The organism is Neobacillus sp. DZ-9 (genome assembly GCF_059587065.1).
The window spans coordinates 261784-280586 of record NZ_JCAIOL010000005.1 but is presented as its reverse complement, the minus strand read 5'-3'; the positions used below and the strand labels follow the sequence as shown (position 1 = coordinate 280586).

Genomic DNA, 18803 nt, shown 5'->3' with positions numbered 1-18803 from the left:
GATATTAGTGACGTAGTTATCATCCAAAACTAAGACAATAACCCGCAGAATCCTGCGGGTTATTTTGACCTTCATCGCTCCTTGGAAATAAATAGTGGATTATAATTTTGAGAACTCCTCAACAAGTTCGCTAAACTTACGAAGAGAATTCTCAATCGGGAGAGGTGTCGTTAGGTCTACCCCGGTCTTTTTCAACAATTCCAGCGGATAATCGGAGCTGCCGCTCTTTAAAAACTCTAAATAGGAATGTAAGGTTTTCTTATCCCCTTCTAAAATCTTTGTTGCTAAATGGATAGCTGAAGCAAATCCCGTGGCATACTTATAAACATAAAATGGACGATAAAAATGAGGAATTCGAGACCAGCCATATTTTACTTCCACATCGCATACAATCTCTTCTCCATTGTATTCTCTAAATAACGCCTCATAGGTTTGATTGAATACTTCTACATTTAATGGACGGCCGTCTTGCGCCATTTCATGTGTCTTTTTCTCAAATTCGGCAAACATGACTTGAGTAAAAAAGGTCCCCTTAAATTGATCTATAAAATGATTGACTAGGTGTTTTCGGATGTTGTCATCTTTCTCGATGTTGAGCAAATAGTTAATTAATAAAACTTCATTGACTGTCGAAGCTACTTCCGCCACAAAAATACTATAGCCCGCGGTAATTTGCGGCTGATGTTGTGAACTTAGCTTACTATGAACACCATGACCGCATTCATGGACTAATGTAAATAAACTGTCTAAATCATCTTGATGATTAAGCAGGATATATGGATGGACACCATATACTCCAAGATTATAGGCTCCGGAACGTTTGCCCGGGGTTTCACGAACATCGATATATCTAGCATCTTTAAACTCTTTTAAGATACCCAAATAATCATCGCCAAGAGGTGATAATGCGTTGCACATCGTTTCGTAAGCCTCTTCAAAAGTGATTACCTGTTTAACGCCGCTGATGAGCGGAACACTCATATCATATTGTCGCAGTTCATCTAACCTTAACTTTTCTTTACGGATTCTATTATATTGATGAAGCGGGGCGATATTCTCCTTAGTAGTTCGGATGAGATTTTCATAAACCTCTTTTGGTACGTTATCACCAAATAAAGCTTTTTCAAGCGCTGATGGATATTGACGTATTCTAGACATAGTCACATTATTTTTAATGGCTGCTGAAAGTGTGGATGCAATGGAATTCTTCAGTTGTACATATGGTTGATAATACGCCTTATAGGCTTCCCTTCGCTTATCCCGGTCTTCATCCTCGATTAATTTTGAATACATCCCCCTAGTTAATTCCACTCTATCACCGTTCTCTGCAGTCACTTCGCCAAATTTGATATCTGCGTTATTTATCATGCCAAAAGTATGACTTGGAACTGATAGCGCTTCCCCTAATTGGGATAAAACTTCCTCCTGATCCTTACTTAACACATGCTTTTTATACCGGAACGACTCTAATAAATCCTCTTCAAAGTATTTTAAACCTTCTTCTTCCTTTATATATGCCTTTAAGGTTTCTTCCTCTAAACTTAATAAAAAAGGCATGAAAAAAGAAGTTGATGCACTGACCTTTACACTCAATTGTTTAGCCCGATCTAACAAAACCTGAGAGCTTGTTTCCCTTGTATCTACATCAACATTCAACATGGAAAAAGCATAAACCTTATTAAAAACAAACGATAATTCTTCCCTTTGCTTCAAATAAAGATATAAGGATTTCCCATCGGTTATCTTACCATCAAACCCCTTAAGTTCTGCTGCCATTTTTTCTATTAGCTGAAGATCATTTTCCCACTTATTTTCGTCTGAATATATATCTGTTAGATTCCATTTCTCGTGAATAGGGACTTCTTTTCTTGTCGTGTAGGTTGTCATTCGTAATGCTCCTTTTTTCAATAACTTTTACCTCTAAAAACTTCCTTATGTTAAATATATTCGAATGGATTCACCTAAATCCTTTAACATGGAGATAAAAAATTTCCATTTTCAAAAGTAATAGCAGATAAATAGAAAAAGCAGGCCATTAATATGACCTGCCTCATCCTTGTTTATATAATTACTTCTTCACCAATGGCCTTCAATCTTTCTGATACTTCATCTTCGCTTAAACCATGCTGGGCGATATAACGATTTTTCGGGTGTACCCGGCATTCATGGGAACAGCTGCGTAAATGTTTATGTTCATTTTCCTCTGAGCAAAGGATCTTTCGATTACATTCTGGATTTGCGCAATTAACATAACGTTCACATGGCTCACCCGTATAGAAATCTTTACCTACAACAACTTGCTCTTTATGATTAACTGGGACGCTGATCCGCTCATCAAAAACATACAGCTGGCCATCCCATAATTCCCCCTGTACATCCGGGTCTTTTCCGTACGTGACGATGCCGCCTTCTAATTGTGAAACATCTTCAAAGCCTTCCTTTCGAAGCCAGCCAGAGAATTTTTCACAACGAATACCACCTGTACAATACGTAAGAATCTTTTTACCTTCAAACTCTTGTTTATTTTCTCTAATCCATTGCGGTAAATCCCGGAAGTTGAGAATGTCTGGCCTTACTGCACCTCTAAAATGACCTAAATCAAATTCATAATCATTTCGCGCATCAATGACGACAGTATCCTCCCTTTGCATCGCTTCGAAAAATTCCTTCGGTTTTAGATGCTTGCCGGTAAGAACATTCGGATCAACATCATCCTCTAACCGGAGAGTAACAAGCTCTGACCTAGGTCGAACACGTAATTTTTTGAAAGCATGCTCATCAGCATCATCTATTTTAAAAACAGTACCCGAAAAAAGCGGATGCTCATCCATCCATTTCATATAGGCATCCGTTTGTTCGATAGTACCAGACACAGTTCCATTAATTCCTTCCGCGGCAATGATGATACGACCCAATAAACCTAAATCCTGGCACTCTTGGCGGTGTTCATTCGCCGTTTCCTCCGGATTCTCGATTTGTACGTATTTATAATATAATAACACTCTATATTCTTGTTTCATGTTTACCACCTTACATTAATAAAACTGTTTAAAATTCTAACAACCAATTTTAACAAAGTTTAAATTAACTTTCAATCAAATTGCCTGTAAGTGGATTAATGATAATGATTTCTTCATATTTTCTATTTAATTGTAAACTCTATAAATGAAAAAGCGATAAATGGTTGTTACAATGGGATCCCAATTAGAAAAATGAAATAATCCAAAAACAGGTCGATATTACCAACTCATTCTTCCCATTTTTTCTGTTACAATTTTTTAGGTAAGTGAAAAATAGGGAGGAATCCATATTGATGAAAAAACGTAATCTCCTCCTAGGACTGGTAATTGCCATTACCTTTATTGGAGGAATTATTACTGGAACATTATTCACTGGAGATAAGTCACAGTCAAACCACTCTGATAAGATTAATATAGATAAAGCACCAAAATCTTCCATTAATCCAATGGAAAAACCATTACCCCAAGTAGATAAATCTCATTCCAAAGTTTTAATCGGCTATGTTCAGGATTACCGTGATCCAAATATAGTTGATTACTCAAAACTTACGCACGTAATCTTTTCTTTCGCGCATCCAACTAAGGATGGCGGGATATTGCTTAATGGAGATACTCCATTAAAAAACTTACGTACGATGGTAACAAAAGCAAAGAAGCACAATACAAAAGTCATGATTGCAGTTGGCGGATGGTTTCACATGAATGGTGGAGAATCTTATCCGTATTTTAAAGCGGCTATCTCTAATCCTGTATCCAGAACAAAGCTAGTTAATGAGCTTACTAGTTTCGCAGACAGGGAAAAGCTAGATGGAATTGATATCGATTTTGAGCATCCCCATTCAACTGCTGATGCTCAAAATTTAGCCGCTTTCGCCAAGGAATTAAGCGAAAAGCTTCACCCGAAAAAGAAGGAATTATCGATTGCCGTATATGCAAAAATTCATGCAATCACCTTGAAGGAAACAGGGTTTGTCAAATATGAGCCGACCATGTTCCAGTATGTTGACCATGTTAATATCATGGCCTATGACGGTCAATGGGATGATGGCTATCATGCTGAGAATTTGTCTCCCTACCCATATGCTGAAAAGATTGTCGAGTATTGGGCAAACTATTTCGATCAGCAAAAATTATCAAAAGAAAAACTGGTTTTAGGCGTTCCCTTATATGCCCAGCCTGTAGATCCAAAAATCAAGCAGGTTTCCTATTCAGCCATCGTTAATCAAAACCCAGCTAATGCTGCCAATGACACAGTAAAAATGAATGGCACCACCTATTATTACAACGGCGATGTCACGATGAAAAAGAAAACTAAACTCGCCCTTGATCATGGTTTTGGCGGAATGATGCTTTGGGAAGCAGGCCTTGATTCCCAAGGCCCGAAAAGTTTAACTGGGACGATTTATACTGCAATTAAGGATTCAAGCAAGGAACCTGTCAAATATTACACAGTGAAGAAAAATTAAAGGCTGTCTCCTCTTAAATGAGGGCAGCCTTTTTTACTATTCCATGACATCTGATTGGTTATATAAATGTTTCTCTAATTCCATTCGAATATTTTCAGGAATTGGCTCTGATTTTTGCTTTTGGACATTAAAGTTTACATAAAAGGCAGTTCCTTTTGCACATACCCGTTTATTTTGATGAATTTCTTCATAAAGCTCTAAACTCGAATTTCCAATTTTCTGCACCCAAGTTTTAACCTCCACATTTTCACCAAAATAAATCTGGCTAACATATTCAACATTCATTTTAAGAATAATCATTCTCCAATTTTCAAATGAATGATCAGGAGTAAATAATTTAAAAAGTTGATTACGGCCTGCTTCGAACCAAACTGGTAGCAATAAGCAGTTTAATGACACATATTAATCATAAATTTTGGTATTTGTCGAATAATTTCCCGAAGTTTTTGAAGGATTTTGTCGCATTTTACAGAAATGAGTAATAGAGTTGCAAAAAAGGAGGAAAAGAGATGAAGAAAGTTCTACCATTACTATTTGGAGGCTTAATCGCTTTAACATTGTTTGTATCCACTGGGAATACAGCAAAAGCAGCAGAAATATTTTCGATACAATCTTTAATAACAGATGAACCTTGCCATTGTGAAGATGTTATACCAATCCTTGGAGCTGAAAGAAATAAAATCGTCTCTGATATTTTGAAAAGTGAAGGATATAAGAATGTTAAAAATAATTTTAAAAAACAGGGATATAAATTCGATGGTGTAAATGCAATAGAAGTATTTTATAATTACTATTACAAAGTAAAGATTGTAGGAATTCCTGTTACTAATGAAGAGGGTAAAACAGAAATGGCTGTTTTTATTGATGGTGTTTTTCAAGGTGTTAATCCATTATAGATTTAAATAAGTAAAATCCTTCCACACTCTAAAAGCTGGGAAGGATTTTTATTTTAATTTAAACTGCTTCGAAATACCAGATACCATTACTTAAGTACTTTTTACACTGATCACTTTGATGAAGATATTCCAAATGAGCCAAAGTCTCTCCAATGGCAAAACGGGTTTCATGGGTGGTTAAATTTTTAAAGAGCTTTTGGCATACTTCATAGATGGTCGATGGATTTTGGATAAATTCAAATGTTGCATCGAGCCGCTCATGGTGATGGGCAATTAATTCCTCAATCCTCTTATTGGCATTCCGGAAGGGATTACCATGTGAAGGGATGACATAATCGACGTCAAGCATTTCAATTTTTTTCAAAGATTGAAAGAAAGCTTCTAATGGGTTCTCAATCCCACGGAACCAGTAGGAAATATTCGGTGAAATCTTTGGTAAAATGTGATCGGTTGAGAAAAGGATGCTGTTCTCCTTGTTGTACAAGCTAATTAATCCATCAGAATGACCAGGAGTGAAAATCACTTCATATTCATATTTTCCAAAAAGGATCTTCATTCCCTCTTCCAAATAATGAGTTACCTTCGGATAAGGTTTTACCCTTGGAGTAAAGCTTCCTTCATCATTTGTCAGTTCAAATGAAACATTATCTGGCAGACCACTCATATCATAATTCATTTTCACAAATTCAAGAGAACCTGGTTCCCAATACGTTAATCCTGCCTCTTCATCAACCTTCGTCATCCATACGGCAGCATCAGTTAATTGTTGCAACGTCCCAGCATAGCCAAAATGGTCAGGATGATAGTGTGTAATAATTAGATCTTTAATATCATGTTTTTCAATAATTGGCTGCCATATATCCCTCGATACCGCATTATTTAATCCCGCATCAATAATCGTCCATCCCTCAGAACCTTCTCCTAAGAAACAATGAACATGATTTAATCGAAAAGGCAATGGGATCGTTACTTTTGTAACACCTATATCATTCAGCAATAGATGCCTCCCCCTCCACTGGGTTAAGGGAAGCAGCCTCAGCGACCTTCACAAGTTGTTTACCAATGTTTTCACCTCGAAAAAGTCCAAGAAAAGCTTCCACGGTATTTTCAAAGCCTTCTATGACATTTTCTCGGTATTTGATTTTTCCTTCACGTACCCACTTTGCTAACATTGTGTAACCTTCTTTATTATGTTCCGCATAGTCAGAAACAATGAACCCTTTCACCATGGAACTGGTTTTAAGTAGATGTCCAAGAATCCTTGGGCCCATTTCTGGTTTTTCCAAATTGTATTGAGAAATTTGGCCACAAATGACAATCCGTGACTGAAAATTAATCAGCTTCATCACTTCGTCCGTCACCGTTCCACCGACATTATCAAAATATACATCAATACCATTCGGGCATGCTTTTAATAGTTCCTTGTATACGTCTGGTGATGTTTTATAGTTGATCGCTGCATCAAAGCCTAATTCTGATGTTAGAAACTCACATTTCTCCTCAGCTCCTGCAATTCCAACTACACGGCAGCCTTTCAGTTTTGCGATTTGCCCCACTATCGTCCCTACAGCACCTGAAGCTCCAGAGACAACAACAGTTTCCCCTTCCTTTGGCTGTCCAATGTGTAATAATCCAAAATAAGCGGTCAAACCAGGCATTCCAAGAACATGAAGGGCCGTGGAAATCGGTGCGGCATCTGGATTGATTCTTCGGATGTTACTGCCATTGGAAACATTGTATTCCGCCCATTCCAGCCGTCCATCAACAAAACTATTAACCTTAAATTTCGGATTCTTCGATTCAATCACTTGACCCACGATTCCTCCAATGAATGGTTCCCCTACCTCATATGGCTTAGCATAAGATTTTGTATCCGACATTCGGCCGCGCATGTATGGGTCAACAGAAATATAGAGTGACTTAATTAATACTTCTCCATCCACTATTTCTGGTACGCTCGTTTCAATCGTTGTAAAATTACTTCCATCCGGCATTCCAACCGGTCGGTATGCTAATAGGATTTTTTTATTGTTAATCATCATTTTTCAGCCCCCGTATGATTGATTTATACTTTTACTACAACTTTCCCCCACGTTTTCCTCGTTGCAAGTAAATTTAAGGCATCCGGTACATCTTGAAAGTCAAACTCTTTATAAATGAGCGGTTTGATTTTTCCTTTTTCATATAAACTGATTAGTTCCTCATGTTCTTGATACACTTTTTCAGGATATAGTCGATTAAAATAACCCCAGTGGACACCAACAACCGAATAATTTTTTACTAAGACATGATTGGCTGGAATGCTTGGAATGTTACCTCCAGCAAACCCGATTACCAAAATCCTGCCATCGAATGCAATGCATTTTCGGGAACGGTCAAAAACCTCGCCACCAACCGGGTCATAAATCACATCTGCACCTTTACCATCAGTTTCTCTTTTCACCACTTCAACAAAGTCCTCTGTTAAGTAATCAATGACCACGTCAGCACCAAGCTGTCTGCAAATTTCTGTTTTTTCCGAACCGCCCGCAGTTGCTATTACAAATGCGCCTGCTGCCTTTCCTAACTGGATAGCTGCAGAACCAACGCCTCCTGCTCCAGCATGAACAAGTAATACCTCGCCGTTTTGGATATTAGCCCGATTAAATAAGGCGTAATAAGTGGTGTGGTATGTAATAAACATCGAAGCAGCTTCATTCCAGCTCATTGATTCAGGAATGGGATAGACCGAACCCTCTTCAACAGAAACGAATTCCGCTAAACCTCCATGCGGCTTTTGTGGTAATGCTAACACTCGCTGCCCCTCTTTAAACCTGCTGCCTTCCTTAGCTTGAACCACTATTCCGGATACCTCTGATCCAATCGTAAATGGAAGCGGCGGTTTTTCTTGATATTTTCCTTGACATAAAAGAATATCAAAAAAATTAAGCGCAACCGACTTAACCTGGATTAATACTTCGTTTTCTGCACGTTCAGGTTTTTCCGCATTTTCCATCCTTAGAACATCGGAAGGCTCCCCAAGTTCTTTTACTAGCCAGCTTTTCATGATTTTTCCCCCATCGTTTATTAATTGTTGAAAGCATTGTTTACATTTATAAGAATAATAACAATATTCATAAAATTTATCAATTTATTTAGTTTAACGAAAATTTAAATAGACAACAAAAAAAGGCCAGTAAACTGACCTTTTTTCCTTGAACTCGTAATGACTTACCCAAACTGCCAAACACTATGTGATAGATTTCCATAACGGAAGCTTCGATGTAATAAGCTTGCTTTTTTCACATCGTCAGCCGCTCCCATGGCATAAAACAAGGGAATAAAATGTTCATTTCCATAAGGAGGAACACTATATTCTGCATATGGTGCCAAAGAATCATACTTGAATAGTGACTCCACATCCCAAGTTTGCAGGTGATGGGCCAACCAATCTTCGAACTCAAGGGCCCATTGATCAACCTGGCCATTATCAGCCCATTTCAGTGCTCTCAGGTTATGAGATGTTCCTCCGCTAGCAATAATTAAAACGTCATTAGCTCTTAAAGCAGTTAAAGATTTCCCAATTTTATACTGTTCCAGAGGAGTAAGTTTTGGGTTAACGGACATGGCGATGACAGGAATATCAGCATTTGGATAAAGTAAACGAATGACAACCCATGCGCCGTGGTCCAATCCGCGTGAAGCTTCTACTTCAAACGGAATATCGCTTGCTTTGAACAAATTCTTTATTTCCTCTGAAATTTGCTGATCCCCTTTTGCCGGATATTTAATCGTATATAAGGCAGGATCGAATCCCCCGAAATCATAAATGGTGCTATATTCTTTAACTTCACTTACTTTTTGATTCTGGGACTCCCAATGTGCTGAAAATAATACGATGGCTTTTGGACGCGGTAATTCCCGGCCCAGCTGATTTAAGTAATCTGTGTATTCATTGTTCTCAACTGCAAGCAGCGGTGCACCATGAGCGATAAAGAAAGATGGCAGCATTTCTAATTCCTCCCTTTTAGTTTTATTTTTCAAGAATTTCAAACAGCCATTTCATAAAATCCTGCTGATTTTGTAGAGAAACGGAGTGACCTTCCTGATACGTTTTAAAGGTTACATTTGCACCTAATTCTCTAAAATATTCATTATTGGCTACTCCCCATTCAAAAGGAAGAACTTGGTCCATTTCCCCATGAGAAATAAATAGGGATAGGTTATTAACAGGTTTTATTTCATACTCTTCCTTAACAAAACCAGGAATATATCCGCTAAGGGCAACGATGCCTTTGATCCTGTCCCCTAAGGTAAGACCAAGTGTCATGGAAAGAATGGCACCTTGGCTAAAACCTAGTAAGAACAAATTATTTAGGTCTAATGGATATTCTTGGCATGCATAATCAATAAAGCTTGTAAGCATATTTATCCCTTCATCGAACACTTCACGGTGCGGTTTCCCATAACCCTGAATTGTAAAGAAGGCAAAACCAGGAGGCTGCGGCAGATGACCTCTTATACTGAAAATGTAAAATTTTCCTTCTAATTCCTTTACTAATGGCAACATATTTTGTTCATTACTGCCAATTCCATGTAAGAGAAATATGGCTGGATACGTTTTATTCGGATCTATTTGATTTGGTCGACGAAGTTCATAAACCATTGGAGAAATCATTTTTGCAACATCCCTTCGTTATTAAAAAATGTTTTCAAATATGAATCTTTGTTTTTTATAAGATAACAAGAAAGCGAGTGGATTGTCAATTATTTATTTGCTAATATATAAATAAGTTTTTTATTTAGAAACTTTTGAGGTGATTAATTTGGATATTGGTTCAAAAATTCGTGCAATCCGAAATCGAAAGAAAATTACGATTGCCCAAATGTGCGAAGGCACCGGTCTTTCCAAGGGTTTTATAAGCAATGTAGAAAACAATAATACTTCTCCGTCGATTAATACGCTGCAGACAATTGCCAACTTCCTTGGGGTTCCATTACCTTATCTTTTGTTGGAGAAAAAGCAACATATGCACGTTGTCAGAAAAAATGAGCGCACCTACTCATCCTTTAATCAATTAAAGATTGAGCACATTACTTCAAAAGGCGGTTTACGGATGATGAGCGTGGAGTTTCCACCAGGTGCTTCGATGGGGGAAGCCAATTCACATCAAGGGGAAGAGTGTCATTTAGTATTAGAAGGAAAAGTTCTTGCTGAACAAGGGGAGGATTCAATCATCTTAGAAAAGGGAGATTCCTTCAGTTGGAATGCAAGTGTACCGCATTTTGTGAAAAATATTGGAGATCAAAAGGCGGTTGTTTTAATATCTGTCTATTCAGATACAGAACTAAATGACTTGTTTTAAGAGGAACCGTTATGGTTCCTCTCATTCCATTAACAGCATTCATAAATTGTTGATAAAAAAAGCTTCATTTCTGAAATAAGTTTTTTCGGCTCTTCGTACATACTCATATGGCCGGCATTTTTAATAACGGATTGTCTGATAGTGGACTTCCTCACCGAGAATGTTTTTTCAGCTGGAATAATTTGATCGTGCTCACCTGCGATTAATAAAACTGGCAGATTGGTTGCCTCCAATACTTTATTTCGGTCAGGCCTGTCTTTCATCGCAATTAATGTTCCTATGGCACCCTGTGGGGGTGTTGCAAAGCCGATCTTCTTTGCCGTTTCAACATACGTTTCATTTTGATGATCAGCAGAAAAAAGTTTCGGGATTAGGCCCTCGATTAAAGGTTGGATTCCCTCCTGTTTGATTTTTTCGGCATTGGCAGCTCTTCCCTTTTTCGCTTCATCTGAATCAGGAAAGGCTGTAGAATGAACCAAGGAGAATCCTTTCAACCGGTCACTGAATTTTTCAGCAAAGGCTAGTGTAATATAACCGCCTAATGAATGGCCAAACATCGTCACTTTCTGGATCGTTAATTCATCCAGAAGGCCTTTTATACGATTGGCAAAATCATCAATTGTACAAGTATCTCCAAAAGGATCCGATTTACCATGGCCTGGCAAATCCGGAACAATCACGCGATAATTTTTGGAGAGCTCAGGTACAACTTCTTCCCAATATTGTGAACTTCCGCAAAACCCATGCAACAGGACGATTGGTTCTCCTTCACCTTGGTCTGCATAAGCAATCGTTGAATTTTCAAACTCCAGTTTCTTCATCGATTTTCACTCCAAATATTTTTAATGTTTTCAATACTAATCATATAAAAAAGCATTACTTAATGAAAAAGTAATGCTCTGCTTTTAGTTACCCAATCTGTTCCTCATCATGCTCCACACTAAGTAATGCTCTTTTATTTGGAATTAGTGATAAATTTGATTTTTTTAATAAATAATCTAAATGTTCAACTGGCATTGATCCATAGCCTTTGCCATCGCCAAGAGTAAATTGAATCGTGATACCGTTATTTGAGAGGACTGTTAACGATTCAGCAGAATTAAAATAGCTCTGAATACCCTGAGAGATTTGAAATTTTGTTCCTTCTTTAATAGACATTCCGTTTCTCCTTTGATGATTTTTCTCTGATTAGTATTCCATAAATTTCTTTATTCATACATAATTTTTCCAATAAAAAACCAATCAAAAAAAAGAGAGGCAAATTCATTACCTCCTGGAATATCTTATTCTTAATCTTCCTCTTCTTCCTCATCCATCATTTCATCAAAGGCTGCGGATACCTTATCAAACTCCTCATCACTTTCAATGGCGGAAAAATCTCCTTCTTCATCTACTTTCAAAAAGAAGATATCAATATCATCGTCTGTTTCTTGTTTTACATCTTCTGCAAAAGCAACAGCGACAAAATCAGAGCCTTCAATATTCATTACACCAAGTACTTCAACTTCCTGTTCATCGTCATTCTCGTCACTGATGGTAAATATTTCGCCTACTTCGATTTTGCTCATCTCAAATCCACCTCTCCTAATAGTGTAAATCATCCTTCAATCAGTATGTCTAAATTAGGAGAAAATCATTCTCCAATACAAAATCAACATTTTTCTTAAAAAACTTTTATAATGAATCTATAACAATAAAAGGAGAATTCTTTATGAATCGTAAACAAATAGAAGAAAAAATCATCGAGAACTTTAAGGGCGAAGAGAAAATGATGATTCTCGTTTTTACGCAATGGTGTGTGAACCATGATCTGGATCCCGAAGACTTATATCTAAAGGCATATCCGAATCAGGCTTCAAACCCAGCCTTAAAAGAAGCAATCGAGTTAACCGTGCCGAAGGAAGAAGCTGGAGAAGTAGATGACCAAACCTTGCTTGGAGTACTATCGTTGTTTGGAAACGATGATTTGGCATTTGTGGTTACAGAAGAAATAAGAAAGAAGAAATGAATAATTTCATCCATAAAGGTCATATTACAAACAGGACTTGTAGCTCAATGTAGAGCAACTGGCAGTCATGAACATTGGCTGTTATGTGTTTTGCGGGTTCGAATCCCGCCAAGTCCTTTGATAAAAAATGCAGATATCTATAAAGGATGTCTGCTTTTTTATTTATAAAAACTGATAAAGGCTGCCTTTGATGATCAAAGGCAGCCTTTATCAGTTTTTAATTGAAACTTTTTTTCAATTCTTCTAATGTTAAATCCTTAGTTTTTTCAACTGGTTTATTGGACGTTGGGATGTATGGATTGATGGACATGAAATTCTTTTCGATATAGTTGAAGTCAATAATGTCAACGACTCCATCTTTATTAAGATCTTCTTTCAATCTATCCCCTGTAACTCCAGCATTGTTTGCAACCAGCTTTGCGTCATAAATATCGATTACATTATCTCCGTTGACATCTCCAGCAGCAGCAGTATCCGTATAGACATTATAGAAAATACCTTGGACTATTCCATCGATCGTCCTGCTTAAAGTTATTTTTTTGCTGTATTGGAAATGCCCAGGAATATCGACAATTAATGTATATTCATCCTTCGTGGCAGGAATATCCGTTATTGTCATATAACCATTTTCTGAAATATCAGCAGGGTACTTTTTACCGTTTTTATCAACTAGATAAGCCTTTGTTCCAATCTTTGAATAATCTAAATCATAATTATCGAAATTAACTGCTTCACCATGATAGTAACCTTCGAACCACGAGTGCTGAGAAATGAATTTAAACTTTTCTGCAAATGTTGGTAAAGAAGACTTACTACCAGTGCTTGTTTGATAAGAAGATTCTTGATAATAGAATCCACTTTCTACCATGTAATTATGGTCATCGACTACTTTTAATGTGATATCAAATAAATCAATATCATCATTAATTGAAACTGGTAATTTTGTCTTTTTGTCTGAAATATCTACAGCAAATGCTGAAAGATTAGACCAGGTGCTTTTTGTAATTTGTGGCTTTGCGACATTAATTGTCCAATTATTTTTCTTTGCAAGATCCACTAGCTGTTTTGATGGCTTAACGTCTACAACTTTATAGAAATTAGGCACATCGATTGTTACAGAAGCACTTGTTAAATCTTTCGCGTTATGAACGGTAAATGTATTTACAAACTCCGATCCAAGACTTACACCTTTTGTATTTGGTTTAATTGTAGAATATTGATCTCCTTTATCAATAAAGGTGAATTCTGGGAAAATCGGATTTCCTGCAGTAGCGTAATCATAAGTATAGATAGCTACATTTGTTGGGTAGTTTGCATATTCTTCTGGAAGGACACCAAATTTAAATTCACCATTTGCATTTGGGAAAAATTCAGCTGTTGGCCAATAAGAATCTTGATATGCGTACGCGGTATTGGCCTCTTGAGTGATGTCATGTCCTCTACTTTTTAAATAGTCAATCGTATCATCATACAATTTTCCATGTACCCAATATGCTGTATAGTCTTGTCCGTCATAATTTTCAGTTGTTAAATCTGAACGTGAAAGTTCTTGGATTCCTGTTTTCTTATCAAATTCCAGTGTCGGAGCTGTATTATCGATCACCATGTCATTATCGATTTTATATGTTTTACCATCCACTCCGGTACCAATATAAGAAACAATGTATTTACCTTCTTTAAGCGGTTCATATTCCTGTGCTAAAGGTTTATTCGGATCACCTGTAAAATATTTTACTTCACCTGAAAATCCGAAAAATATTAAGTAATCCGTATCAACTGACGCATTTTCTAAATTAAATGTGCCATAAAACCCAATTGGTTTTCCATCTAGATCGCTAACCACTACATCAATCGTTTTCATAAGACTATTTAACTTGAATTCGACTGGTGTAAACGGCTCGATGTATGGATGAAAGTTACTAAGGTCATTCGTTATGGCATATTTATAAAATTTAAGTTTTTCGAATCCAGGTTTAGCATAACGAACATGGAAAGGAATTTGATATTCTGTAGTTTTCGACTCATTTTCAATATAAATATATCCCTCATATATACCAAATTCTGCATCTGCTGGAATCGTTATTTCTGCATTAATAGCCCTACTTTCATTCCCACCCACTTCGATTGAAGACGGTAATTGAAGCGTCACACCGCTCTTGCTTGCATCCCTTGAAACACCATCGATTGTTAAAAATTCTACTCTTGAATGATATGTTTCTAGTTCACTACTTAAATTCTTAATAGAAATCGAGGTTGTTCTATTTTGAGTCTCATTTGATTGTGCAATACTACCAAAAGGTATAGATCCTGAAATGTCATCGATTTCTATTTTAAATCCATCTTCATCTAAGGAAGTCGTCTTATTTTGTACTTCAAATAACGTTGAATTGTGAACTGCCTCATAAGCATCTACACGTCCTGCTCCAACTTCATTTACATTGTACGTACGACCTTTTAAAGGATCGGCCGTATTCATAAGCGCAGCTTTTACATCTGCAACTGTATAATCTGGATGTGATTGTAATAATAAGGCTGCAACTCCAGCAACATGTGGTGTTGCCATGGATGTTCCACTTAAACTCGCATAACCACTCGAATAATCGACACCATCTTCCGGACTATTAATATATTCTGGAACAGTAGAGAATGTAGAAACTCCAGGTGCTACTACATCTGGTTTAATATCAAAGTTATTACTAACTGGACCACGCGAGCTAAAATCAGCTAACACATCACCTGTAGTCATATTTGACTGTAAGTCTGTTAATTTAAGTTTAGCTGTAGGATCTGCTTTTAATTTTTCTGAAAGTTTTACTCCATCGGACTGTGACATTTTAAAGGTTGGGACATAGCCATGATTTTCACCCAAGAAATATGGAATTTCTCCCTCCTCATTATTGTAAATCAATACAGCTACAGCACCTTTATCATGAGCTCGTCGGATTTTTTCATCAAATGATATTGTGCCACGAGAAATTAATGCCACTTTCCCATTAATGTCTTTGTCAATATAATCCTCTTCTGTACCAATTCCTACTTCAACAACATCATACTCTTTATCCATTAACTTTAGATAATCTTTACCAAGGCTATGCCCCATTAATGTATTTTGAACTGTAATATCTTCTAAACTTGTTTTAACGGTTGGAATATCAGTCGGCACATCACTAGCACCCACAGTGATTGCTAGTGGAGAGGCACCTGGTGAACCTAACGTACCAGGAGTTGGCCCTGCATTTCCTCCGGCTATAACAGGTATGACCCCTTTTAATGCTGCATTGTTGATTGCTACAGATGTAGCGTCTAAGGAATTATTATTACCATTACCTAATGATAGATTAATAACATCCATTCCATCTTCTACAGCTCTTTCTATACCGGCGATAATGGATGAATCATATCCTGATCCATATTCACCTAATACTCGATATGCATACAAGTCAACATTCGGAGCGACACCTGTCATTGCATATTCAACATCATTTTTAGGGTTAGCTGCAATTGTTCCAGCAACATGAGTACCGTGTTCTGTATAGTATGAACTACCATCTATCGTTTCAGGTTGACCAGATGCAAGCCATTGCGCTCTAGTTGTTTCCATTGGATCAGAGTCATTATCGACAAAATCATATCCGCCTTTATAAACATCTTTTAAATCAGGGTGATTATAGTCAATCCCTGTATCAAGTACCCCAACTTTTATTCCTTGTCCTTTTAAGCCCTCATTATGTAAACGATCAACTCCTATATGAGGAAGTGCTGGTGGAATTACTTTTCCAGTTGTTGGTTCTTGGGTAGTAGTCGATTCATTTATCGGTAAACTAACGACATTGTCTTTCCAAATCCTTTTAACTACACCCGTCTGAAGCAAGGTATTAATTTCGCTTGTAGGAATCGTCATAGCCATTCCATTAAATACATTCTGGTAAGTTTGTTTAATTTGATATTTAATTGAATTTTCTTTTTTATTTTGGTTTAACTCCTCCTTCTTCTTAAAAATTTCAGTTAATCGTTGTTTAAAATATTCTTGTTCCCCTTTTATCTTTTCTGCTTTATTTTTAGATGTACCTTTTGATTTTGATTGCTTGGCATTTTCGACCGGAGCTGTTTTGAACTCAACAATGACATGTGCTGTTTTATCCTTTAATGACAATAAACTTGGATCAATAATAAAGCCTTCTTGTGGAGTTAATCGCTTAATAGACTGTTTTTGTTCTTCCGTAAGTCCTTTTAAGATCGATTCAGCAGAATTGGAAATAGCATACGTTTTGTGCTGGGGCATTAAATAAGATGTAAGTAAACTAGATGCTAATACACCTGTTACCATAACATTTAGAAATCGTTTCTTTCGAATTTTCATTAATTGACGCTCCTTCTACTAATTTAATTTCAGCGGCAAATTATAAACCTATAATTTTCTAAAAATAATAAATCTAGCAGTTTTCCTTAATAAAATGGTTACATATTCCTAAGATCATCGCTTTCCTCCCTAAAGAAAGATAGTGTAAAATAAGAGTAAGAATAATTAGACAACTCTATTAATTCATATTGTACTTGATTTTTGTTCTCGGCAAATTGGGGGAATTTTTCATCAAGTCGTTCTAATATCACTGCATAATTTGTCATAACTCCTGTAAAACACTGTCAAATTTTGAAGAATTGAACGTTTTTTTGTAAAATCTTAAACTGTTAGATTACTTTTAATTGACATCTTTTGAACTATATAAAAAAAATCATCTTTGTACTTGGGGGAATCTTGTTTTTCCTAATTCTCGAACACATCAAGATAAAATTTTTATAGAAGGAGAAATTCATTATGTATGAGGGGAAAATCATTAGGTTTTACCGCGAAAAATACCAAATTACTCAAGAGCAATTAGGATACGGGATTTGTTCTGGAACACATATTAGTAAAATTGAGCGTTTACATACTGAATATGCACCTGAAATTATCACTCTTTTATCCGAGCGTCTAGGATTAAATATCGAAAATGAAATAACAAAACTTAAAAATATAAAAAAGCGCTTACATCATTGGCATGATGTTATTATCATGCAATTATTTGAAGAAATGAATCTTATTAATCAAGAACTTGAGCAAGAAGAATTAATTCAAATCTCTGATTATATCAATTTTTACAAATTACTTCGGATAAGGTATTTACTAATGCATAATCTGACCGATGAAGCATTTAACATCATCGAGGAAATCCAAAAGAACAAACATAAATTATCATCCTATGAAGCAAATCTGTTCAAACACGTTTTAGGAATTTACTATTTAGCGAAGCATGAAAATATCAAAGCAATTCAAGCATTAAAGTCAATAAATGACACAGATTACAATAACAAGGAATATACCTATCATTTAGCAATCGCGTACCATTCGATTGAATCACCTGTTATGGCTTATTTTTTCGCAGATAAGTCGCGTCAATATTTTAAAGAAATTAATAACTATCTTAGAGTGATTGATGCAGAAATGCTTATGGTGATTCAAGTAAAAGATGATGGAGATTTTAAAGAGACTATTCAGAGGTTTGAAAGCTTAATCAAAAGCTGTGACCTTTGTCATTCACCTGCTCGAAAAGCAAAGGTAATACACAACTTAGCTTTTGAACACTTTAGAAGAAAAAATTATGAACCAGCTAATAAATACTATAAAGAGTCAATGAGTCTCAAAGATAGTGATTCAAGCCCATACTTACTTTCTCTAGAAGGGTATATAAACAGTGCATATTATGGGGAGTTACTTCCAAAGGATGAATTATTACAACTGGCAAATGAAGGACTTGAAACAGCTCTAAATAAAAATGACCAATTATTTATAAACTTATTTACCTTACTAAGTTATTTAATTCAAGATAAAGAACGGGAATACCATCAATACTTGTCCGAACATTCATTACCGTTGTTTGAAAAATTTGGGTTTGTCTATTTAATTAAACGTTCAAAAAAAGAATTGTTTAATTATTATTTTAAAAAGAAACAAAATGGTAAAGCCTTAAAAATGGCCCATGTATTGATTAATCATTAAATAGAAGAGGCATGCCACATTTAGTGACATG

The 18803-nt window shown here is 36.3% G+C and carries 17 protein-coding genes and 1 tRNA gene; 6 read left to right on the top strand and 12 right to left on the bottom strand.

The window, feature by feature from the left end; genetic code table 11:
- Nucleotides 1–99: 99 nt before the first annotated feature.
- Together pepF and trhO are read right to left on the bottom strand one after the other, a co-directional pair.
- Nucleotides 100–1887, bottom strand: a complete 1788-nt coding sequence (gene pepF / locus AC59HZ_RS16285) for an oligoendopeptidase F (protein ID WP_496546841.1) — start codon at nucleotides 1885–1887, stop codon at nucleotides 100–102.
- Nucleotides 1888–2060: 173 nt separating this feature from the next.
- Nucleotides 2061–3020, bottom strand: a complete 960-nt coding sequence (trhO, locus tag AC59HZ_RS16280) for an oxygen-dependent tRNA uridine(34) hydroxylase TrhO (RefSeq protein ID WP_496546840.1) — start codon at nucleotides 3018–3020, stop codon at nucleotides 2061–2063.
- A gap of 293 nt (nucleotides 3021–3313) precedes the next feature.
- Between trhO and AC59HZ_RS16275 the strand changes: the two genes are divergently transcribed.
- Nucleotides 3314–4486 carry a glycosyl hydrolase family 18 protein gene (locus tag AC59HZ_RS16275; protein ID WP_496547063.1) on the top strand — a complete coding sequence of 391 codons (1173 nt, stop codon included), beginning with the start codon at nucleotides 3314–3316 and terminating at the stop codon, nucleotides 4484–4486.
- Between the two features lie 36 nt (nucleotides 4487–4522).
- Here the strand turns inward: AC59HZ_RS16275 and AC59HZ_RS16270 are convergent, their stop codons facing one another.
- Nucleotides 4523–4885, bottom strand: a complete 363-nt coding sequence (locus AC59HZ_RS16270) for an acyl-CoA thioesterase (protein ID WP_496546839.1) — start codon at nucleotides 4883–4885, stop codon at nucleotides 4523–4525.
- Nucleotides 4886–4995: 110 nt separating this feature from the next.
- Between AC59HZ_RS16270 and AC59HZ_RS16265 the strand changes: the two genes are divergently transcribed.
- Nucleotides 4996–5382: a hypothetical protein gene (locus AC59HZ_RS16265; RefSeq protein ID WP_496546838.1), complete on the top strand. Its 387-nt coding sequence runs from the start codon at nucleotides 4996–4998 to the stop codon at nucleotides 5380–5382.
- A gap of 58 nt (nucleotides 5383–5440) precedes the next feature.
- On the opposite strand, the gene AC59HZ_RS16260 is transcribed toward AC59HZ_RS16265, so the two are convergent.
- The 5 genes from AC59HZ_RS16260 to AC59HZ_RS16240 form a co-directional block, all read right to left on the bottom strand.
- On the bottom strand, nucleotides 5441–6379 hold the full coding sequence (locus tag AC59HZ_RS16260) for an MBL fold metallo-hydrolase (protein ID WP_496546837.1): 939 nt from the start codon (nucleotides 6377–6379) through the stop codon (nucleotides 5441–5443).
- Nucleotides 6369–7421 (bottom strand): NADP-dependent oxidoreductase, encoded by a 1053-nt coding sequence (locus AC59HZ_RS16255; RefSeq protein WP_496547062.1) that lies wholly within the window; start codon nucleotides 7419–7421, stop codon nucleotides 6369–6371. Before AC59HZ_RS16255 ends, AC59HZ_RS16260 begins: the two co-directional genes overlap by 11 nt.
- Nucleotides 7422–7447: 26 nt before the next feature.
- Complete coding sequence (locus AC59HZ_RS16250) at nucleotides 7448–8428, bottom strand: NADPH:quinone oxidoreductase family protein (protein WP_496546836.1); 981 nt, start codon at nucleotides 8426–8428, stop codon at nucleotides 7448–7450.
- A 164-nt stretch (nucleotides 8429–8592) separates the two neighbouring features.
- On the bottom strand, nucleotides 8593–9372 hold the full coding sequence (locus AC59HZ_RS16245) for a DODA-type extradiol aromatic ring-opening family dioxygenase (protein ID WP_496547061.1): 780 nt from the start codon (nucleotides 9370–9372) through the stop codon (nucleotides 8593–8595).
- 22 nt (nucleotides 9373–9394) lie between these two features.
- Nucleotides 9395–10039, bottom strand: a complete 645-nt coding sequence (locus AC59HZ_RS16240) for an alpha/beta hydrolase (RefSeq protein WP_496546835.1) — start codon at nucleotides 10037–10039, stop codon at nucleotides 9395–9397.
- 148 nt (nucleotides 10040–10187) lie between these two features.
- On the opposite strand from AC59HZ_RS16240, the gene AC59HZ_RS16235 reads away from it, so the two are divergent.
- The gene (locus AC59HZ_RS16235; RefSeq protein ID WP_496546834.1) at nucleotides 10188–10727 is read left to right on the top strand and encodes a helix-turn-helix domain-containing protein; all 540 of its coding nucleotides are present in this window, start codon (nucleotides 10188–10190) and stop codon (nucleotides 10725–10727) included.
- A 29-nt stretch (nucleotides 10728–10756) separates the two neighbouring features.
- Here the strand turns inward: AC59HZ_RS16235 and AC59HZ_RS16230 are convergent, their stop codons facing one another.
- The 3 genes from AC59HZ_RS16230 to AC59HZ_RS16220 all read right to left on the bottom strand — a co-directional run bounded on the left by AC59HZ_RS16230 (nucleotide 10757) and on the right by AC59HZ_RS16220 (nucleotide 12295).
- Nucleotides 10757–11548 carry an alpha/beta fold hydrolase gene (locus AC59HZ_RS16230; RefSeq protein ID WP_496546833.1) on the bottom strand — a complete coding sequence of 264 codons (792 nt, stop codon included), beginning with the start codon at nucleotides 11546–11548 and terminating at the stop codon, nucleotides 10757–10759.
- Nucleotides 11549–11636: 88 nt separating this feature from the next.
- Nucleotides 11637–11885 (bottom strand): hypothetical protein, encoded by a 249-nt coding sequence (locus AC59HZ_RS16225; protein WP_496546832.1) that lies wholly within the window; start codon nucleotides 11883–11885, stop codon nucleotides 11637–11639.
- Between the two features lie 131 nt (nucleotides 11886–12016).
- Entirely contained in the window at nucleotides 12017–12295 is a 279-nt protein-coding gene (locus AC59HZ_RS16220; RefSeq protein WP_496546831.1) for a DUF1292 domain-containing protein, read from the bottom strand.
- A 143-nt stretch (nucleotides 12296–12438) separates the two neighbouring features.
- Between AC59HZ_RS16220 and yxiS the strand changes: the two genes are divergently transcribed.
- Both yxiS and AC59HZ_RS16210 read left to right on the top strand, forming a co-directional pair.
- Nucleotides 12439–12735 (top strand): protein YxiS, encoded by a 297-nt coding sequence (yxiS, locus tag AC59HZ_RS16215; RefSeq protein WP_496546830.1) that lies wholly within the window; start codon nucleotides 12439–12441, stop codon nucleotides 12733–12735.
- A gap of 33 nt (nucleotides 12736–12768) precedes the next feature.
- A tRNA-OTHER gene (locus AC59HZ_RS16210) sits at nucleotides 12769–12852 on the top strand.
- A 100-nt stretch (nucleotides 12853–12952) separates the two neighbouring features.
- Here AC59HZ_RS16210 and AC59HZ_RS16205 read toward each other — a convergent pair.
- The gene (locus AC59HZ_RS16205) at nucleotides 12953–17095 is read right to left on the bottom strand and encodes a S8 family serine peptidase (protein ID WP_496546829.1); all 4143 of its coding nucleotides are present in this window, start codon (nucleotides 17093–17095) and stop codon (nucleotides 12953–12955) included.
- A gap of 456 nt (nucleotides 17096–17551) precedes the next feature.
- On the opposite strand from AC59HZ_RS16205, the gene AC59HZ_RS16200 reads away from it, so the two are divergent.
- Nucleotides 17552–18772, top strand: a complete 1221-nt coding sequence (locus AC59HZ_RS16200; RefSeq protein ID WP_496546828.1) for a helix-turn-helix domain-containing protein — start codon at nucleotides 17552–17554, stop codon at nucleotides 18770–18772.
- The last annotated feature ends 31 nt before the right edge of the window (nucleotides 18773–18803 follow it).

Excerpts from the sequence above, each read along its gene's own strand:
- pepF (WP_496546841.1), bottom strand. The coding sequence starts at position 1,887 with ATGACAACCTACACGACAAGAAAAGAAGTCCCTATTCACGAGAAATGG.
- trhO (WP_496546840.1), bottom strand. The coding sequence starts at position 3,020 with ATGAAACAAGAATATAGAGTGTTATTATATTATAAATACGTACAAATC.
- yxiS (WP_496546830.1), top strand. The coding sequence starts at position 12,439 with ATGAATCGTAAACAAATAGAAGAAAAAATCATCGAGAACTTTAAGGGC.
- AC59HZ_RS16255 (WP_496547062.1), bottom strand. The coding sequence starts at position 7,421 with ATGATTAACAATAAAAAAATCCTATTAGCATACCGACCGGTTGGAATG.
- AC59HZ_RS16220 (WP_496546831.1), bottom strand. The coding sequence starts at position 12,295 with ATGAGCAAAATCGAAGTAGGCGAAATATTTACCATCAGTGACGAGAAT.
- AC59HZ_RS16230 (WP_496546833.1), bottom strand. The coding sequence starts at position 11,548 with ATGAAGAAACTGGAGTTTGAAAATTCAACGATTGCTTATGCAGACCAA.
- AC59HZ_RS16250 (WP_496546836.1), bottom strand. The coding sequence starts at position 8,428 with ATGAAAAGCTGGCTAGTAAAAGAACTTGGGGAGCCTTCCGATGTTCTA.
- AC59HZ_RS16225 (WP_496546832.1), bottom strand. The coding sequence starts at position 11,885 with ATGTCTATTAAAGAAGGAACAAAATTTCAAATCTCTCAGGGTATTCAG.
- AC59HZ_RS16240 (WP_496546835.1), bottom strand. The coding sequence starts at position 10,039 with ATGATTTCTCCAATGGTTTATGAACTTCGTCGACCAAATCAAATAGAT.
- AC59HZ_RS16275 (WP_496547063.1), top strand. The coding sequence starts at position 3,314 with ATGAAAAAACGTAATCTCCTCCTAGGACTGGTAATTGCCATTACCTTT.
- AC59HZ_RS16205 (WP_496546829.1), bottom strand. The coding sequence starts at position 17,095 with ATGAAAATTCGAAAGAAACGATTTCTAAATGTTATGGTAACAGGTGTA.
- AC59HZ_RS16245 (WP_496547061.1), bottom strand. The coding sequence starts at position 9,372 with ATGCTGCCATCTTTCTTTATCGCTCATGGTGCACCGCTGCTTGCAGTT.
- AC59HZ_RS16265 (WP_496546838.1), top strand. The coding sequence starts at position 4,996 with ATGAAGAAAGTTCTACCATTACTATTTGGAGGCTTAATCGCTTTAACA.
- AC59HZ_RS16200 (WP_496546828.1), top strand. The coding sequence starts at position 17,552 with ATGTATGAGGGGAAAATCATTAGGTTTTACCGCGAAAAATACCAAATT.